The following is a 14,276-nucleotide window of genomic DNA, read 5'->3' as shown; positions in this document are numbered from 1 at the left end:
GGAGAGAACTCCCCGTCATCGCACGTCGACGGGGCTCAGGTGCCCCAGACCTCGAGCAGCGCCGGTGTGACGAGGATGATCATGAAGATCAGACCGAGCGCCGACATCGGCAGGGACATGCGCTCCCCGGTCGCGTTGGCCTCCGCGAGGGCGGAGTTGAGCTCGGCGGTCCGCATGGACTGCGAGCGGGAGCGCAGGGTCGCGTAGACCTGCGCCCCCTCCTCGCCGGACAGGCGCATGATGTCCGCCAGGTCGGCGAGCTCGGGCAGGCCCAGCTCGTCGGAGAGCTTGCGCAGGGCGTCCCACGGGGGCAGGCCCGACCAGCGGGAGCGCGCCAGCTCGGTGGCCAGGCGCCGGAAGACCCACGAGTCGCCGATGTTCGCGGCGATCTCCATGGCCTGCCGCGGCCCCGACCCGCTGTTGCGCTCCAGGGCCACGAGGTCGATGTACGAGGCGAGGGCGCGGCCGAACTCCTTGCGGGCGGCCTTGGCGTCGTCCTTGATGTTGTAGTCCGGGAGGAAGAACATCGCGATGGCGCCGACGACGCTGGCTCCGGGTGCCACGATCCACGGCAGGCCGAGGCCGAAGGTCTGGAGGATCAAGATCACCAGCACGGGCAGGAAGGCGCCGAGGATGGCGAAGAGCACCTTCTCGCCGTAGAAGCGGTGGACCGGCACGCGCATCAGCGCCAGCTCCCGGTACGGCGGGGCGGCCAGCGAGTCGAGGGGCAGCGTGCGCATGGCCCAGCGGCCGAGCCGGTCCCGGGAGTCGCCGTCGGTCTCCGTCTCCGCTGCGACGGCGGCGCCGGAGAGGCTGCGGTCGGAGGAGAGGCGGTCGAGGGCGGTCGCCAGGTCGACCTGCGCGGGCCGGATCCGCCAGATGAGCAGCGAGACCCCCAGGCCCACGAGGGCACCCGCGAGCATCGCGATCTGCAGGGACGTGGTCACGGCTGGGCCTCCCGGGCGACCTCGTTGCCGATGAACCGAGGCAGCTTCTTGCCCTTCGCCATCGACTTCATCCACACGAGCGCGGCGACGTAGGCGGCGAGGAGCACGGCGAGGAGGAGCTGGCCGATCCCGCTGCGGTACGGGTCGAGCATGTCCGTGAAGAAGAACAGCACGACGAGGACCACGAGCGTGATGATCGTGACCCAGCGGGCGGTGGCCCGTGGCTTCGCCCGGTCCGCCTCGACCATCCGGCGGGAGCGGACGTCCTCGCCGACGGAGACGGCCACCGACTCGAGGACGCTCGCCAGGCCCGCACCGCGACGCTGGGCGCCGAGCAGCAGGTTGGCGGCGAGCAGGTCGCCGGTCGAGTCGTCGAGGTCGTCGGCGAAGGCGCGCAGCGCCTCCTCCGTGGGCCAGCGCGCCCGCAGTCGGGCGGCGAGCAGGTTGACCTCCGGCTGGATCTCTTTGGGTGCCGACCGCAGCGTCGCGACGATCGCCTGCTCGAGGCCGACCCCGACGGTGAGGACGCCGGCGAGCGAGCGGGTCCACTCCTCCATGGCCTCCAGGCGGTCGACCTGGGCGGCGGCGTCCCCCGAGCTCAGCAGCCACGGCAGGCCGATGATGGCGGCGGGGATGAGGACGATGGCGATGACCCACCCGGTCACCAGGGCGAAGAGGAGGCCGGCCAGGACCCCGACGATGATGATCTGCTGCGTCCGTCGCGGCAGCCGGTCCCACGCGCTGTCGCGGGCACCCGCGGCCACCTTGACCTTCTTGGCGCGCGGTGGCACCTTGCGCAGGCCCTCGACGAGGAGGATCAGGCCGGCCACGACCAGGGCGCCCATGAGTGCCCCGATCATCCAGGGGCTCACGGTGCGCCCGCCCGGGCGAAGTACCCCTCGATGTCGAACCCCCACCGCGCCAGGGCCCGGTAGTCGTCGGGCAGGATGCCCGGCGTCGGCGGCCCGCCGTGCGGGCTGGGCTGGAAGACGTGGGTGGTCGCCGGACCGTCCTCGCCGGGATGGATGACGATGATCTCGCTGATGTAGCGCTCGCGGCGCGCCTGGCCGTCCTCCGTCGGGGTCGTGTCGAGCTGGACCTGGACGATGACGTCGATGTGCTCGGCGATCGCCCGCTGGGCGTACGCCTCGGTGACGTGCGAGCCGGCCTCCATGGCGCAGGTGACGAGCTTGCGGATCGCGCCGATGGCGTTGGCCGAGTGGGTCGTGCTGATCGAGCCGGACCCGGACTGCATCGCCTTGATCATCGCGAGGACCTCGCGACCGCGGACCTCACCGACGATCTGCCGGGAGAGGTTGAACCGGAAGGAGTCGTAGAGCAGGTCGTCGAGCGGGATCTCACCGGCCTGACGACCGTCGGGGCCGACCTCCCCGGACCCGGGGCGGGACTCCCACGCCACGATGCGGCGGTGCTTGTCGGGCAGCTCGTGCAGGTGCAGCTCGTACTCGGTCTCGAAGGTGCCGATGCGCTCCCACGGGTCGAGCTCGGCGCACAGGGCGCGGACCATCGTCGTCTTGCCGGCGCCCTGGGCGCCCGCGACGACGATGCTCTTCTTCGCCTTGACGGCCGCCCGCAGGAAGGAGACGGCGACGGAGTCGAGCATCCCGCGCGCGGACAGCTCCTCGAGCGTGATCTCGCGCAGCCGGTGGCGACGGATGACGAGCGAAGGGCGCGGCGTCACCCACGCGGTCGCGGCCAGTCGTGCCCCGCCGTCGAGGCGCATGTGCAGGCGCGGCTGCGCCTCGGAGAAGGGACGGGCGTTGACCTCCGAGCGCGAGGCGAGGAAGACGAGGAAGTCGATGAGCTCCTGGTCGTTCTCCGCGACGGGCGGGCCGGGGCGCAGGGTCCCGTCGGTGTACTCGAGGAGCACGTTGTCGCAGCCGGTGATCTCGATGTTCTCCACGCGCTCGTCGTCGACGAGGGGCTGGAGCCTGCCGAGGCCGAAGAGGGCGTCGAAGACGGCCTGACCGATGCGGTCCTGCTCGTCGATCGACCACGCGCGGCGACCGACGGCGAGGTTGTTGGCGGCCGTGGTCTGCAGCAGCTCGACGATGATCGAGCGGCCGAGCTCCCGCTGCGCCGCGGGCTCGATGTGCTGGCGGTCCTGCAAGGCACCGGTGAGCATCTCGGAGGCCTGCGTGCGCAGCTCGGCCACCTGCGACCAGTCGACCTCGCTCGCGTGGGCGACGTCCGCGCTCAGCCGCTGGGCGGGGACGGTCGGGAGCGTCGCAGTGGCGGGCATGGAGGGCATGGAGGCCGTGGCACTCGCGGGCGCCATCCCCCACGTGGGCGGCGGGGGTGTGTGCTCGGGGGCGGCGTGCCGGTCGTACGGCGAGACGGAGCCTGCGCCGGCGGCGAGACGCTGGGCGACCTCGTCCCGGGGGTGGGTGCGCTCGTCCGGGTCGGGCTGCGCGGCGAAGAGCGGCAGGGCGGTCGGGTCGTCAGGGCGGCCGCCGGGAGGGGTGGTCACTGGGTCCCCCCTTCGTGGACGCGCTGGCCCAGACGTTGGCGGTTGCCCGCGATGAGGCCCTGGACCGAGCTCACGGTCGCGCGGAGCGAGCGGTTGAGCGGGCCGGTGGCGAAGTTCTTCCTCGGGCGCGTGCCCGCGTAGTACACGGACGCCGCCTCGGGGTCGAAGGGCAGCTCGGCGATGACCGGCAGCCCGAGGACCGAGCGGATCTCCCGGCTGGTGTACGGCCGGCCCGGGCCGACGAGCAGGACACCCAGCTGGTGCGCGGCCCCGACGGAGGCCATCTGCTCGCGGAGCGAGTGAGCCCAGGCGCGCGCACCCGCGACGGCCGGCAGGTCGCTCCGCAGGACGAGCAGCGACATGTCGGACGAGCGCACGATCGGCAGCGGCGCGTGGGCCAGACCGACGCGTCCGGCGTCGACGACGACGTCGACGCCGCGCTGCTCCATGCCGCGCAGGACCCCCGAGAGCGGTTCCCACAGATTGGTCATCGACGCCGCCTGCTGGTGGGAGCGGATGCCGGGGACGAACTCCACGGACGACCCCGGCAGGGTCATCGACACGGTGGCGATCGCGGAGCCGAGGTTGCCGACGCGGTTGGCGACGGCGAGGTCGAGCAGCCCGCGGTCATGGGCGGTCTGCCCCTGCAGGTAGCCCGCGAGCACCGACGAGGACCCCGACGGGTCGGCGTCGACGAGCATGACGTGGCGCTGCCAGGCGAGGGCCAGCCCGAGCGAGGAGACCGTGACGCCCGGCGAGCCCGAGGCGGAGAAGAGGGTGACGACTGCCATCAGCTGCTCGTGCTGCTCGAGCTCGGGGACGTGGACCCGGTGGACCCCGTGTCCTCGGAGGCACCGGCGTCCGAGCCGGTCTGCGCGGACGCGACCTGGATCGCGACCTCCTGCCGGGAGGCGGCCGCGGTGATGGCCTTGGCCTGGCTCTCGGGGACCTCGACGTCGACGAGGCGGGTCTGGCCGTCCTCCGACATCCGCGCGCTCAGGACGTACCCGGCGACCGGCTCCTGCGGGGCCCCCGCGTCCGCGCTCGCCGGGACGATGACGACCTCGATCGGCTCGCCGTTGCGCAGCTCGCCGGCGATGGACTGCCCGGGCATCAGGGCGAGACCGACCTCGCGGTGCCCGGCGCGGGGGGCGATCTCCGCGGCCACCGACTCCCGGGTGACGAGGGACCCCTTCGCCATGTCGACCGTGGCGTAGGTGCCGACGATGACGCCCTGCTGGCTCCACAGGACCGGGGAGATCGCGCCGTCCCGCTTGAGCTGGGTGCGCACCAGGTCGGTCTCCTGGATCTGCTCGCCGCGCTGGACGTCCTCGCGCACGGCGACATAGGACTCGGTGCCGGAGAGCGACGACAGCAGCCACGCGCCGAGGAGCGCGCCCAGCGCGATGAGCAGGACCGAGAGCGCGACGAGCATCGGGCGACGGCGCAGCTTCGGCGGCTCTGGCGCGGTGGCGAGCTCGACGTTGCTCGAGTCCTTGCCCGAGCGGGTGCGTCGGGTGGCCTGCTCGGGGGGCGGCTCGGGCGTGGGGGCGGTCATCGGTGGGTCTCCCTGGTGCGTACGTGCCCGAGGGAAGTCGTCGGCACCGCCCCCGGATGTCCGGGTTCAGGCTAGGGCACGGTGGGCACGTGGTCATCCGCGGGCGGCGCGGGCACGATGGGGACATGTCCCGTCTGCTCGTCGTCCACCACAGCCCGACCCGGTCCACCCGCGCCCTGCTCGACGCGGCCCTCGAAGGCGCGCACCACCCGGACATCGCCGGGGTCGAGGTGCAGGTCGTCCCGGCCCTGGAGGCGACCTCCGACGACGTCCTCGCCGCCGACGGGTACCTCCTCGGGACCCCGGCCAACTTCGGGTACATGTCCGGGGCGCTCAAGCACTTCTTCGACTCGACCTTCCTCCAGGTCGGTGGCGCGCTCGACGACTCCGGCGGCGGTGACCCCACCGGCGCCGGGCCGACCGCCAAGCGGCCCTTCGGTCTGTGGGTCCACGGCCGCTACGACGTGACCGGTGCGGTCCGCGCGGTCACCTCCATCGTCGGTGCGCTCGGCTGGCGGCAGTCCGCCGACGTCCTCGAGGTCCTCGGCGACGTCGAAGAGGCCGCGCTCGAGCGCGCCCGCGAGCTCGGCGGGACCCTGGCCGCGCTCCTGGCCTGAGGGCGAAGGGGAGCGCTCCCCATTCCCCCCTGCGTCACCTCTCCCTACGGTCGGTCAGGACGACGACCGGTGCCATGAGGGGACCCAGATGGCCGCCCAGACCACGCGATTTCGCGCCCGCACGATCCGGGCGAGCAGTCTCGACCTGCTGACGCAGCTGGTGCGCGGACGCGCCCCGGACGGCCGCGACGAGGACTGGGGTGAGCTCGTCGAGGCCGGCTTCTGCACCGCGGAGCGCGCCCTGCGGCCCCGGTGGGCCCGGGTGCTCGGCGGGGCCTCGCGCGCCCCCGTCGGGCTGCGCGTCGACTCGCGGCTCGGCCGGTCCGGCATGAGCAGCACGCTCGCCCTCACCCCGGGCATCGGGCTCTCGGTCACCGAGCGTCGCCGGCTGCGCGTCACCGACGCCCACGTCGAGGTCGAGGCGGTCGAGGACGCGGTCGAGATCGCGCTCTTCGACCCGCGCCTGGTCTGGCCGGCCGTCCAGCGGGTCCTGCCACCGTCCGCCGCGGTCCGGGCCGAGGGCAGCGCTGCCACCGCCACCGACGAGCGCACCGTCGGCGTCATCGCCGAGGTGCCCGAGCGCACCGCACTGCCCGAGAGCGTGCTCGCCGCGCTCGCGGGCGCCGACGTCGAGGTCAACCTGGCGCTGCGCGTGGACAACGGGACGTCGACCCCCTTCGTCACGAGCCGGCACTGGCTCGAGGCCGACGACCACCGTCTCCTCGAGGTGCGCCTCCTCCGGGACGAGGTCACGGTCGTCGACGTGCCGCACGGCACCGTCGCCGACGAGGTCGCCTGGCTGGCCGTGGGGGCGTTCGACCTGCGGAGGCGCGTGGGGCAGACCGCGTCATGAGCGTCCGCGAGGGGATGGACGTCGAGCGGGTGCGCTCGATCGCCGCGGGGCTCGGCCGGTCCGGGGAGGGCCTGCGCGCACTGCGTGACGAGGGGTCGTCGCGACTGCGGGTCCTGCAGGACGCGTGGTCGGGGCCCGACCTCGACGGCTTCGGCGTCGGGTGGGAGACGGGCGCGGCGTCGCTCGAGGGCGCGGCGGACTCCCTCGTCGCGATGCACCGGGCGCTGCTGCGCCAGGCGGGCGAGCAGGAGGCGACCTCCGACGCGGTCGGGGGCGGGGGCCGGGGACCGGGCTGGCCCGACCGACCCGGGGCGCCCGACGTCGTCCCGGACGACGTCTTCGACGACCTCTTCGGGGGCGGCTTCGGCGGCGGCTGGGACCTGCCCGATCCCTTCGGCGGGCCGCGCGACGCCTGGGACCGCGGCACCGACACCGTCGAGGACGCGTGGGACTGGGCCGGGGACCGCGGTGACGACCTCGCCGAGTGGGGCCGCGGAGGCCTCGACTGGCTCGGCGACCGCGGTGACGACCTCGCCCACGTCGCGCGCCGGCTCTGGGACGACGAGGTGCTCGCCCGCTGGGACGCGGGCGTCGAGGCGCTGGCCCGCCTGGGGCCCTCCGTGGTCGACGTCGGGGAGCAGCTCACGCAGGTCTTCACCGAGGGCCGCTGGCCGCGGTTCCACGAGGTCCTCGCCAGCGGGCTGCTGCTCGCGGGCCGCACCGCCGGGCTCGGCGTCAACCTGCTCACGGGCGAGGACCACCGGATCCTCGAGAGCGGCGACGGCGTCGTCACGTCCCGGCACGAGCTCACGACGAGCACGCCGGACGGCCGGGGTCGGGTCCCGACGGACCTCGACGCGCTCATGGACATCCAGAGCGACACCTACGACTCCACCGAGGGGCGCGGCAGCGACAACCGGCACGTCCGGGTGACCGAGGTGGTGCAGCCCGACGGCACGTCCGCCTATGTCGTGACGGTGCCGGGGACCAGCGGCCTCTTCGACTTCCCGGGGTCGGTCACCGGCGGCGACGACGCCTTCGACAACACCTCCAACCTCGAGCTGCAGGCGGGCCGGCGCAGCGCCTCGATGGAGGCGGTGATGGCGGCGATGGCGGAGGCGGGCATCCCGGCGGACGCGCCCGTCATGCTCCAGGGCCACAGCCAGGGCGGCATGGTGACGGGCGAGCTCGTCCAGGACCCGGAGTTCATGGACCGCTACGACGTCACCCACATGATCACCCAGGGCTCGCCCAACGACAGCCGGAGCATCCCCGAGGGGGTGCGGACGCTCGCCATCGAGCACACCAACGACATCGTGCCCATGGTCGACCTCGGGGACGCCCTCGCCGGACCGCCCGTGCCGCTGCCGCTGCCCGGCCCGCTGCCGACCGTCGTCCTGCCGATGACCCCGATCCCCAACCTCGACCCCGCGCTCGCCGGCTCGGGGGACCACGTGACGCAGGTGCGGGTCGACCCCAACCCCGGCGTCGCCCCCCTCGGCGTGCCCGATGCCATGAACGCGCACCACTACGACCAGTACGCCGACACCGTGCGCCGGGAGATCGCCGCGGGCAACCGGGCCCTCACCGACTACGCGGCCAGCGCCGGCATCGACGTCTTCCTCACCGACGACCCGGGCTCGGTGCGCATCACCGAGTACGGCACCGGCCGCCGGTGACGATGCGGTTGGATGGCGTCATGCGTGTCGCCGCGGTGATCCTGGTCAGCAGCTGCTCGCTGCTCGGCGCCTGCTCGTTCTTCGGCGGGGACGACAACCCGGTCCCCGAGGGCGACGCCTGGCGCACCGAGGTCGTCGAGGCCATCGCGACGACGCCGGGCGTGACCTCGACCGAGATCACCGTGCACGACGTGGACGCGGGCACGGGGTACACGGGGCCCCTGGTCCGGGGCGCCTTCAGCGTCACGGGGGACACCGGTGCGGTCGTCGACGACGCCCTGCGCCGGGCCAGCGACGTCCTCGGCGAGGAGTCGGCGGGCGTCCGGATCAAGCTGTCGGTCACGGGCGAGGACGGGCGGCCCCGCCGGCTCGACGAGCTCGGTTACCCCGGCGTGCGCGACGGCGGCTCCCTGTGGGAGGCCACCCACTGACCGCACGTGCGGAGCACGAAGGGGGGATCCCGCCGGTCGGCGGGATCCCCCCTTCGCGTCCTGCCGGGAGATCGTGGCGTTCAGGCGTGGCGCGGGCTGTAGCGGCTGTGGCGAGGGGCGTAGCGCGCGTTGGCGCGGCGCAGCGTGAGGCCCGCGACGGCGACGAGGACCGCGTAGGCGACGAGGGCGACCCAGCCGCCGGACCACGTCACGGCAGAGCCGATGAGGACGACCGCGACGGCCACGCAGGCGACCGCGACGAGGTTGCGGCGGATCGCCGTGACCGACTCGGGGGTGGCGTGGCGGCTGCGCAGGCTGTGGCCCATCGGCGGGGCGACGGCCTCGGCGACCGGCTCCGGCTCGGCGACGGGGACCACGACGCTCTGGACTGCGGCAGCGGACTCCTCGACGGCGTCGCGGTAGGCGAGGCGCGGGATGACGGCGGTGTCGACCGCGTCGTCATCGGTCGCGAGCATGGCCTCGAGGTCCTCGGCCCGGATCGTCTGCAGCGCGGCCCGGGTCGGCAGGTCCGTGGGGTGGCTGGTGGTGGAGGTCGTGCGCGCCGTGCTCATGTGTGCCATGATCCCGCGCCGGGCAGCCGAACCCGTGCAGGTTCAACCGTCCCGGCGTGTCCCGAGCCGCCCGAGGGCGCGCGTCACGTCCGCCACGCGCGCCTCGGCCGAGTTGACCCGGTCACGTGCGGCGACGAGCTGCGCGCGGACCTCGGACTCCGCGAGCCGGGCTGCGGCCAGCTCGCGCTCGGCCTCGCGCAGCTCGTCGCGGGCCGCGTCGGCGGCCTCCCGACGGGCCGCCTCCGCTGCCTCCTGCTCGGGGTCGACGGTCTCGGCCTCGTCGTCCTGGGGCTCGTCGTCCTGAGGCTCGTCGTCGGGCTCTGCGACGGTCTCCGTGTCGGGCAGCGGCGGCACGAGGCGAAGGGGGGTCGCCACCGCGTCGTCGAGCTCCACCTCGCCGAAGCCCGCGTAGGAGAGCGGGCGCAGCAGCCGGCCCGACGCCAGGGCCCGCCCGCTGCCCTCGTCCGCGAGGACCGCGACGGCGGTCGCCGACACCTCCTCCTGCGCGGCGGGCGCGTACGACACCCCCCGCTCCTTCGCGGCGCGCCCGGCCGCGGCCACGAGCGCGTCGATCCGCTCGCGCCGCTCGGGACGCAGGTCGGCCAGGGCCACCCCGTCGCCCTGCGACTGGGCGGTGCGCATGCGCTCGCCGAGGTCGGTCAGCGCGGCGACGACCGCCGGCTCCTCGCGGGCCACGGTGTTGAGCAGGTGTGCGGCGACCGTCGGCTTGCGCAGGGCCTTGATCTCCCGGGCCAGGTCGTCGTCACCACCGTCCTTCGCGGCGGTGACCCACCGGGTGCGCGTCCCGACGAAGTCCGCGAGCGGGGCTCCGTAGATCTCGTCGACGGCGTCCGACAGGTCCACGACCGGTCCTCTCAGGCGTGCTGGTCGGCGATGCGCGTGAGGCGCTCGACGTAGGCGCGCCAGCCCCCTTCGTCCCACGCCGGCAGGTTGTTGCCCTCGGAGCGCAGACCGACGCGACCGTCGAGCTGCTCACGCAGGATGTCGGCGTGCCCGGCGTGGCGAGCCTCGTCGAGGGCGACGTGGACGAGGACCTGCGCGAGCGTGACCGCGTTGCGGTCCGCCGGCCACCACGCCACCGTCCCCTCGGCGTCGAGCGGGAGCGCCTCGATCGTCGCGTCCGCGTGGGCGAAGCAGGACTCGCACCACGCGAGCACGTCCGCCAGCGACTCGTCCTCGGTGCCGAACATGTCCTCGTTGTCGTCCGGCTCCACGCCCGGCCGCGCCCACGGCAGGACGATCTCGCTCGGCCGTCCGAAGGTCTCGCCGAAGTAGCCCAGCTCGCAGGCCGCCGCGTGCTTGTAGAGGCCGAGGAGGTTGGTGCCCGTCGGGGTCCGGGGCAGGCGCGCCTCCCGCTCGGGCACACCCTCGAGCTTGAGGCGCAGCGCCGCACGCTGGGCCCTGAGGTGACCGTGCAGCTGCTCCTTGAGGTCTGGCATGGCACTCAGTCTGTCCCAAGGTTGTCCCAAGGTCTGGCCCCTAGGCTCGGTGGGATGTCACAGTCCTCCCACCCCGCACGATGGCTCGCGGGGCTCACCGCGCTCCTGCTCGCCGGCACCGTGCTGGCGGCTGGGTTGCAGGACGTGCGCGCCGAGCGCACCGGGGCCCCGGTCTTCGCCTTCCTCCACTGGAACCTCTTCCTCGCCTGGGTGCCGTACGTCCTGGCGCTCGCGCTGCTCGTGCTGCACCGGGTGCGCTCGCCCGGCTGGCTCCTCGTCGGCCTCGGCGTCGTGTGGCTGCTCTTCCTGCCCAACGCGCCGTACATCCTCACCGACTTCATCCACGTCGGGGCGATCCCCGGCGCACCGCTGTGGTTCGACGTGCTCCTCATCGGGGCCTTCGCCGGCACCGGGCTGCTCCTCGGGCTGGCCTCCCTGCTCCTCGTCCACCACGTCGTCGCCGCACGGGTCGGGCACCTCGCGGGCTGGGTGCTCGCGATCGGGTCGCTCGCCCTGTCCTCGCTGGGGATCTACCTCGGGCGCTTCCCGCGGTTCAACTCCTGGGACGTGCTCACCAACCCCCGTGGCCTCGTCGACGTCATCGCCTACCGGCTCGCCGACCCGCTCGGCAACCCCTTCCTCCTGCAGTTCGCCGCGCTCATGACCGCGGGGCTCGTCGTGTCCTACCTGCTGACCTGGGCCGTCGGCCAGGCCTGTGCCGGTCGTCGTCGGACCGGGGTGGCACAGTACGCAGGGTGACCCACCCCTCGGCCGAGACCCTCCGGGAGCGCCCGGCCGTACCCGTCGAGATCAAGGTCCTGGTCGCGGCTGCCTTCGTCATCGCGGTCGGCTTCGGGCTCATCACCCCGGTGCTGCCGCAGTTCGCGCAGAGCTTCGACGTCGGGGTCACCGCGGCCTCGGTCATCGTCTCGGCCTTCGCCTTCTTCCGGCTGCTCTTCGCCCCGGCCGGCGGCGCGCTCGTCACCCGCCTGGGCGAGCGGCCGATCTACATCATCGGCCTGGTCATCGTCGCGCTGTCGACGGGCGCCTCGGCCTTCGCGCAGTCCTACTGGCAGCTGCTCGTCTTCCGCTCGCTCGGCGGCATCGGGTCGACGATGTTCACCGTCTCGGCCATGGCCCTGCTCGTGCGCATGGCGCCGCCGCTCATCCGCGGCCGGGTCTCCTCGATGTACGGCAGCGCCTTCCTCATCGGTGGGGTCATCGGGCCGGTCATCGGGGGCGCGCTCGGCGAGCTCGGGATGCGTGTCCCCTTCGTCGTCTACGGCGTCGCGCTGCTCATCGCCGCGGCCCTCGTCGCGATCATGCTGCGGGGGACCCCCCTTCGCGCCGACCCGGCCCACGCGTCCGTCCCCCCGATGACCGTCGGCGAGGCCCTGCAGGACAGCGCGTACCGCTCCGCGATGGTCTCCGCCTTCGCCAACGGCTGGACCAACTTCGGGGTGCGGGTCGCGATCCTGCCGCTCTTCGCCGTCGCGGTCGTGGGTGAGACCTGGGCCGCGGCCGTGGCGCTCGCCGTGGGCGCGGCCACCACCGCGATCACCCTGCAGTTCTCCGGACGGCTCGCCGACAGCCTCGGCCGCCGTCGTCCGATCATCCTCGGCCTGGCGCTGAGCGCCGTGGGCATGGGCGCCATGGGCCTCGCGGGCAGCCTGGCCGTGATCCTCGCGCTCACCGCCGTGCTGAGCGTCGGGGCCGGCCTGCTCAACCCCGCGCAGCAGGCCACGGTCGCCGACGTCGTCGGCAACGGCCGGTCCGGGGGCAAGGTGCTCGCGGCCTTCCAGATGTGCCAGGACGCCGGCGGCATCGGCGGTCCCGTGGTCATCGGCGCGGTCGCCGACCTGTGGGGCTGGCAGTGGGCCTTCGCCCTGAGCGGCCTCGTCTCGGCGCTCGCGGTCATCCCGTGGCTGCGTGCCCGCGAGACGCTCGTCGCGCACTCGGGATGATCCCCGCGCGCAGCGGTGTTGGCACCGGCATGCAGATCGACATCTGGTCCGACATCGCCTGCCCGTGGTGCTACATCGGCAAGCGCCGCCTCGAGACCGCGCTGGCCGACCACCCGCAGCGCGACGAGATCGAGGTGACCTGGCACAGCTACCAGCTCGACCCGACGCTCCCGGAGCACTACGAGGGGACCGAGGTCGAGTACCTCGCCTCCCGCAAGGGCATGCCGGTCGAGCAGGTCCGGCAGATGTTCGGCCACGTCACCGAGCAGGCGGCCGGTGAGGGTCTGGCCTACGACTTCGACACGCTGGTCGTCGCCAACTCCGCACGCGCCCACGAGCTGCTGCACCTGGCCAAGGAGCGCGGCCTCGCCGACGCCGTCAAGGAGGCGCTGCTCTCCGGGCACTTCGAGCACGGCATGGACATCGGCGACGTCGACCAGCTCGTGCGGGTCGGTGTCGGCGCCGGGCTGGACGAAGGGGAGATCCGCGCGGCCCTCGAGGACCGCCGGTACCAGGCTGCCGTCGCGTCCGACATCGACATGGCCCGGCAGATCGGGGTGACGGGCGTCCCCTTCGTCGTCGTGGACATGAAGTACGCGGTCTCCGGGGCGCAGCCGCCGGAGGTCTTCCGTCAGGCCATCGACACAGCGCTCGCCGAGCAGGCCCCCGCCCTGCAGGTCGTCGACGGGTCGAGCGACGCGGAGGCGTGCGGCCCCGACGGCTGCGCCATCTGATGACGCCCGCGGAGCTGCTCCTCGACTCCTTCGGGCGGGTGCACGATGGCGCCCTCTCCGTCCTCGACGGGCTCACGGAGGACCAGCTCGCGCACCGCATCACGCCGGACGCCAATTCCATCGCGTGGCTCGTGTGGCACGCCATGCGGGTCCAGGACGACCACCTCGCCGATGCTGCCGGGCTCCAGCAGGTCTGGGCTGCACGGGGATTCATCGAGTTCTTCGATCTCGACCTCGACGAGGACGACACCGGCTACGGGCACACGTCCGCCCAGGTCGCCGAGGTGCGCGCCCCCGCGGAGCTGCTCGCCCGCTACGTTCAGGCCGTCCACCACCAGACCCGCGCCTGGGTCGGTGGCCTCACCGAGGCAGACCTCGACCGGGTCGTCGACACGCGCTGGGACCCGCCGGTGACCCTCGGGGTGCGCCTGGTGAGCGTCATCGACGACGACACCCAGCACATCGGCCAGGCCGCCTACCTCAAGGGGTTGCTCCCATGAGCGAATTCGTCGCGAGGGTCGAGACCGACCTGGCGCCCGCGGTCGCATGGGACCGGATCTGGGACCTCGACCGCCACACGACGGTCATCCCCTTCACCCGCGTCGCGCTCGACCCGCCGGCGACCGCCCTCGCGGTGGGGGCCGGGTTCACCGGCCGCACCGCGCTCGGTCGGCTCGGTTTCGACGACACGATGCGGATCGAGGAGTGGCGCCCACCCACGGTCGCCGAGCCCGGGCGTGCGGTGGTCGTGAAGACCGGCCGGTTGCTCGGCGGGCGCATCGAGGTGGACGTCGTTCCTGCAGGGTCGGGCGGCACGCGGATCACCTGGCGCCAGCAGGTGGCACTGCCGTGGCTGCCCCGGCCGCTGCGTCGCCTGGAGTGGCTCGCCGCCCGCGTGGCGGCCCCCGGCTACCGCCGGGTGCTGCGGACCTTGCTGGGCTGACCCACCCGGCGGGGGAGCGGCGCTGTG

17 protein-coding genes are annotated in these 14,276 nt (G+C 73.7%); 9 read left to right on the top strand and 8 right to left on the bottom strand.

The window, feature by feature from the left end:
- Positions 1-35: 35 nt before the first annotated feature.
- From V3C34_RS00840 to V3C34_RS00820, 5 genes are read right to left on the bottom strand one after another with little or no spacing between them, the layout of a single operon-like run.
- A complete protein-coding gene (locus V3C34_RS00840) occupies positions 36-947 on the bottom strand; it encodes a type II secretion system F family protein (RefSeq protein ID WP_068328473.1) in 912 nt (303 codons plus the stop codon).
- Positions 944-1,819, bottom strand: a complete 876-nt coding sequence (locus V3C34_RS00835) for a type II secretion system F family protein (RefSeq protein WP_245634785.1) — start codon at positions 1,817-1,819, stop codon at positions 944-946. Before V3C34_RS00835 ends, V3C34_RS00840 begins: the two co-directional genes overlap by 4 nt.
- The gene (locus V3C34_RS00830) at positions 1,816-3,438 is read right to left on the bottom strand and encodes a CpaF family protein (protein WP_068328477.1); all 1,623 of its coding nucleotides are present in this window, start codon (positions 3,436-3,438) and stop codon (positions 1,816-1,818) included. The genes V3C34_RS00835 and V3C34_RS00830 overlap by 4 nt, the downstream gene beginning before the upstream one ends.
- Positions 3,435-4,229, bottom strand: a complete 795-nt coding sequence (locus V3C34_RS00825) for a hypothetical protein (RefSeq protein WP_068328478.1) — start codon at positions 4,227-4,229, stop codon at positions 3,435-3,437. The genes V3C34_RS00830 and V3C34_RS00825 overlap by 4 nt, the downstream gene beginning before the upstream one ends.
- Complete coding sequence (locus tag V3C34_RS00820) at positions 4,229-4,996, bottom strand: SAF domain-containing protein (RefSeq protein ID WP_068328483.1); 768 nt, start codon at positions 4,994-4,996, stop codon at positions 4,229-4,231. The genes V3C34_RS00825 and V3C34_RS00820 overlap by 1 nt, the downstream gene beginning before the upstream one ends.
- 125 nt (positions 4,997-5,121) lie before the next feature.
- On the opposite strand from V3C34_RS00820, the gene V3C34_RS00815 reads away from it, so the two are divergent.
- The 4 genes from V3C34_RS00815 (at position 5,122) to V3C34_RS00800 (ending at position 8,576) form a co-directional block, all read left to right on the top strand.
- On the top strand, positions 5,122-5,613 hold the full coding sequence (locus tag V3C34_RS00815; protein ID WP_346007801.1) for a flavodoxin family protein: 492 nt from the start codon (positions 5,122-5,124) through the stop codon (positions 5,611-5,613).
- An 88-nt stretch (positions 5,614-5,701) separates the two neighbouring features.
- Complete coding sequence (locus tag V3C34_RS00810) at positions 5,702-6,466, top strand: hypothetical protein (RefSeq protein WP_346007800.1); 765 nt, start codon at positions 5,702-5,704, stop codon at positions 6,464-6,466.
- On the top strand, positions 6,463-8,145 hold the full coding sequence (locus V3C34_RS00805; protein WP_346007799.1) for a hypothetical protein: 1,683 nt from the start codon (positions 6,463-6,465) through the stop codon (positions 8,143-8,145). Before V3C34_RS00810 ends, V3C34_RS00805 begins: the two co-directional genes overlap by 4 nt.
- Positions 8,146-8,165: 20 nt before the next feature.
- A complete protein-coding gene (locus V3C34_RS00800) occupies positions 8,166-8,576 on the top strand; it encodes a hypothetical protein (RefSeq protein WP_346007798.1) in 411 nt (136 codons plus the stop codon).
- 80 nt (positions 8,577-8,656) lie between these two features.
- On the opposite strand, the gene V3C34_RS00795 is transcribed toward V3C34_RS00800, so the two are convergent.
- Genes V3C34_RS00795 through V3C34_RS00785 form a run of 3 tightly spaced genes read right to left on the bottom strand, consistent with a single transcriptional unit; the run spans position 8,657 to position 10,608 of the window.
- Positions 8,657-9,148, bottom strand: coding sequence for a hypothetical protein (locus V3C34_RS00795; protein WP_068328497.1), 492 nt, complete (start codon positions 9,146-9,148; stop codon positions 8,657-8,659).
- A gap of 42 nt (positions 9,149-9,190) precedes the next feature.
- The gene (locus V3C34_RS00790) at positions 9,191-10,012 is read right to left on the bottom strand and encodes a hypothetical protein (RefSeq protein WP_346007797.1); all 822 of its coding nucleotides are present in this window, start codon (positions 10,010-10,012) and stop codon (positions 9,191-9,193) included.
- Between the two features lie 11 nt (positions 10,013-10,023).
- Positions 10,024-10,608 (bottom strand): DinB family protein, encoded by a 585-nt coding sequence (locus tag V3C34_RS00785; RefSeq protein ID WP_346007796.1) that lies wholly within the window; start codon positions 10,606-10,608, stop codon positions 10,024-10,026.
- Between the two features lie 54 nt (positions 10,609-10,662).
- Between V3C34_RS00785 and V3C34_RS00780 the strand changes: the two genes are divergently transcribed.
- Genes V3C34_RS00780 through V3C34_RS00760 form a run of 5 tightly spaced genes read left to right on the top strand, consistent with a single transcriptional unit; the run spans position 10,663 to position 14,249 of the window.
- Positions 10,663-11,367: a DUF1361 domain-containing protein gene (locus V3C34_RS00780; protein WP_346007795.1), complete on the top strand. Its 705-nt coding sequence runs from the start codon at positions 10,663-10,665 to the stop codon at positions 11,365-11,367.
- The gene (locus V3C34_RS00775; RefSeq protein ID WP_338537402.1) at positions 11,364-12,572 is read left to right on the top strand and encodes an MFS transporter; all 1,209 of its coding nucleotides are present in this window, start codon (positions 11,364-11,366) and stop codon (positions 12,570-12,572) included. Before V3C34_RS00780 ends, V3C34_RS00775 begins: the two co-directional genes overlap by 4 nt.
- Before the next feature lie 29 nt (positions 12,573-12,601).
- Positions 12,602-13,306 carry a DsbA family protein gene (locus tag V3C34_RS00770; RefSeq protein WP_068424084.1) on the top strand — a complete coding sequence of 235 codons (705 nt, stop codon included), beginning with the start codon at positions 12,602-12,604 and terminating at the stop codon, positions 13,304-13,306.
- The gene (locus V3C34_RS00765; RefSeq protein WP_068424086.1) at positions 13,306-13,806 is read left to right on the top strand and encodes a mycothiol transferase; all 501 of its coding nucleotides are present in this window, start codon (positions 13,306-13,308) and stop codon (positions 13,804-13,806) included. Before V3C34_RS00770 ends, V3C34_RS00765 begins: the two co-directional genes overlap by 1 nt.
- Positions 13,803-14,249, top strand: a complete 447-nt coding sequence (locus V3C34_RS00760) for a hypothetical protein (RefSeq protein ID WP_068328512.1) — start codon at positions 13,803-13,805, stop codon at positions 14,247-14,249. Before V3C34_RS00765 ends, V3C34_RS00760 begins: the two co-directional genes overlap by 4 nt.
- The last annotated feature ends 27 nt before the right edge of the window (positions 14,250-14,276 follow it).

Origin of the sequence: Janibacter terrae, from assembly GCF_039636765.1 — a bacterium.
Taxonomy (GTDB): Bacteria; Actinomycetota; Actinomycetes; order Actinomycetales; family Dermatophilaceae; genus Janibacter; species Janibacter terrae.
The sequence above is the reverse complement of the archived record's forward strand: the minus strand, read 5'-3'. Positions and strand labels throughout refer to the sequence as shown.

Excerpts from the sequence above, each read along its gene's own strand:
- V3C34_RS00825 (WP_068328478.1), bottom strand. The coding sequence starts at position 4,229 with ATGGCAGTCGTCACCCTCTTCTCCGCCTCGGGCTCGCCGGGCGTCACG.
- V3C34_RS00820 (WP_068328483.1), bottom strand. The coding sequence starts at position 4,996 with ATGACCGCCCCCACGCCCGAGCCGCCCCCCGAGCAGGCCACCCGACGC.
- V3C34_RS00815 (WP_346007801.1), top strand. The coding sequence starts at position 5,122 with ATGTCCCGTCTGCTCGTCGTCCACCACAGCCCGACCCGGTCCACCCGC.
- V3C34_RS00810 (WP_346007800.1), top strand. The coding sequence starts at position 5,702 with ATGGCCGCCCAGACCACGCGATTTCGCGCCCGCACGATCCGGGCGAGC.
- V3C34_RS00805 (WP_346007799.1), top strand. The coding sequence starts at position 6,463 with ATGAGCGTCCGCGAGGGGATGGACGTCGAGCGGGTGCGCTCGATCGCC.
- V3C34_RS00800 (WP_346007798.1), top strand. The coding sequence starts at position 8,166 with ATGCGTGTCGCCGCGGTGATCCTGGTCAGCAGCTGCTCGCTGCTCGGC.
- V3C34_RS00795 (WP_068328497.1), bottom strand. The coding sequence starts at position 9,148 with ATGAGCACGGCGCGCACGACCTCCACCACCAGCCACCCCACGGACCTG.
- V3C34_RS00785 (WP_346007796.1), bottom strand. The coding sequence starts at position 10,608 with ATGCCAGACCTCAAGGAGCAGCTGCACGGTCACCTCAGGGCCCAGCGT.
- V3C34_RS00780 (WP_346007795.1), top strand. The coding sequence starts at position 10,663 with ATGTCACAGTCCTCCCACCCCGCACGATGGCTCGCGGGGCTCACCGCG.
- V3C34_RS00770 (WP_068424084.1), top strand. The coding sequence starts at position 12,602 with ATGCAGATCGACATCTGGTCCGACATCGCCTGCCCGTGGTGCTACATC.
- V3C34_RS00765 (WP_068424086.1), top strand. The coding sequence starts at position 13,306 with ATGACGCCCGCGGAGCTGCTCCTCGACTCCTTCGGGCGGGTGCACGAT.
- V3C34_RS00760 (WP_068328512.1), top strand. The coding sequence starts at position 13,803 with ATGAGCGAATTCGTCGCGAGGGTCGAGACCGACCTGGCGCCCGCGGTC.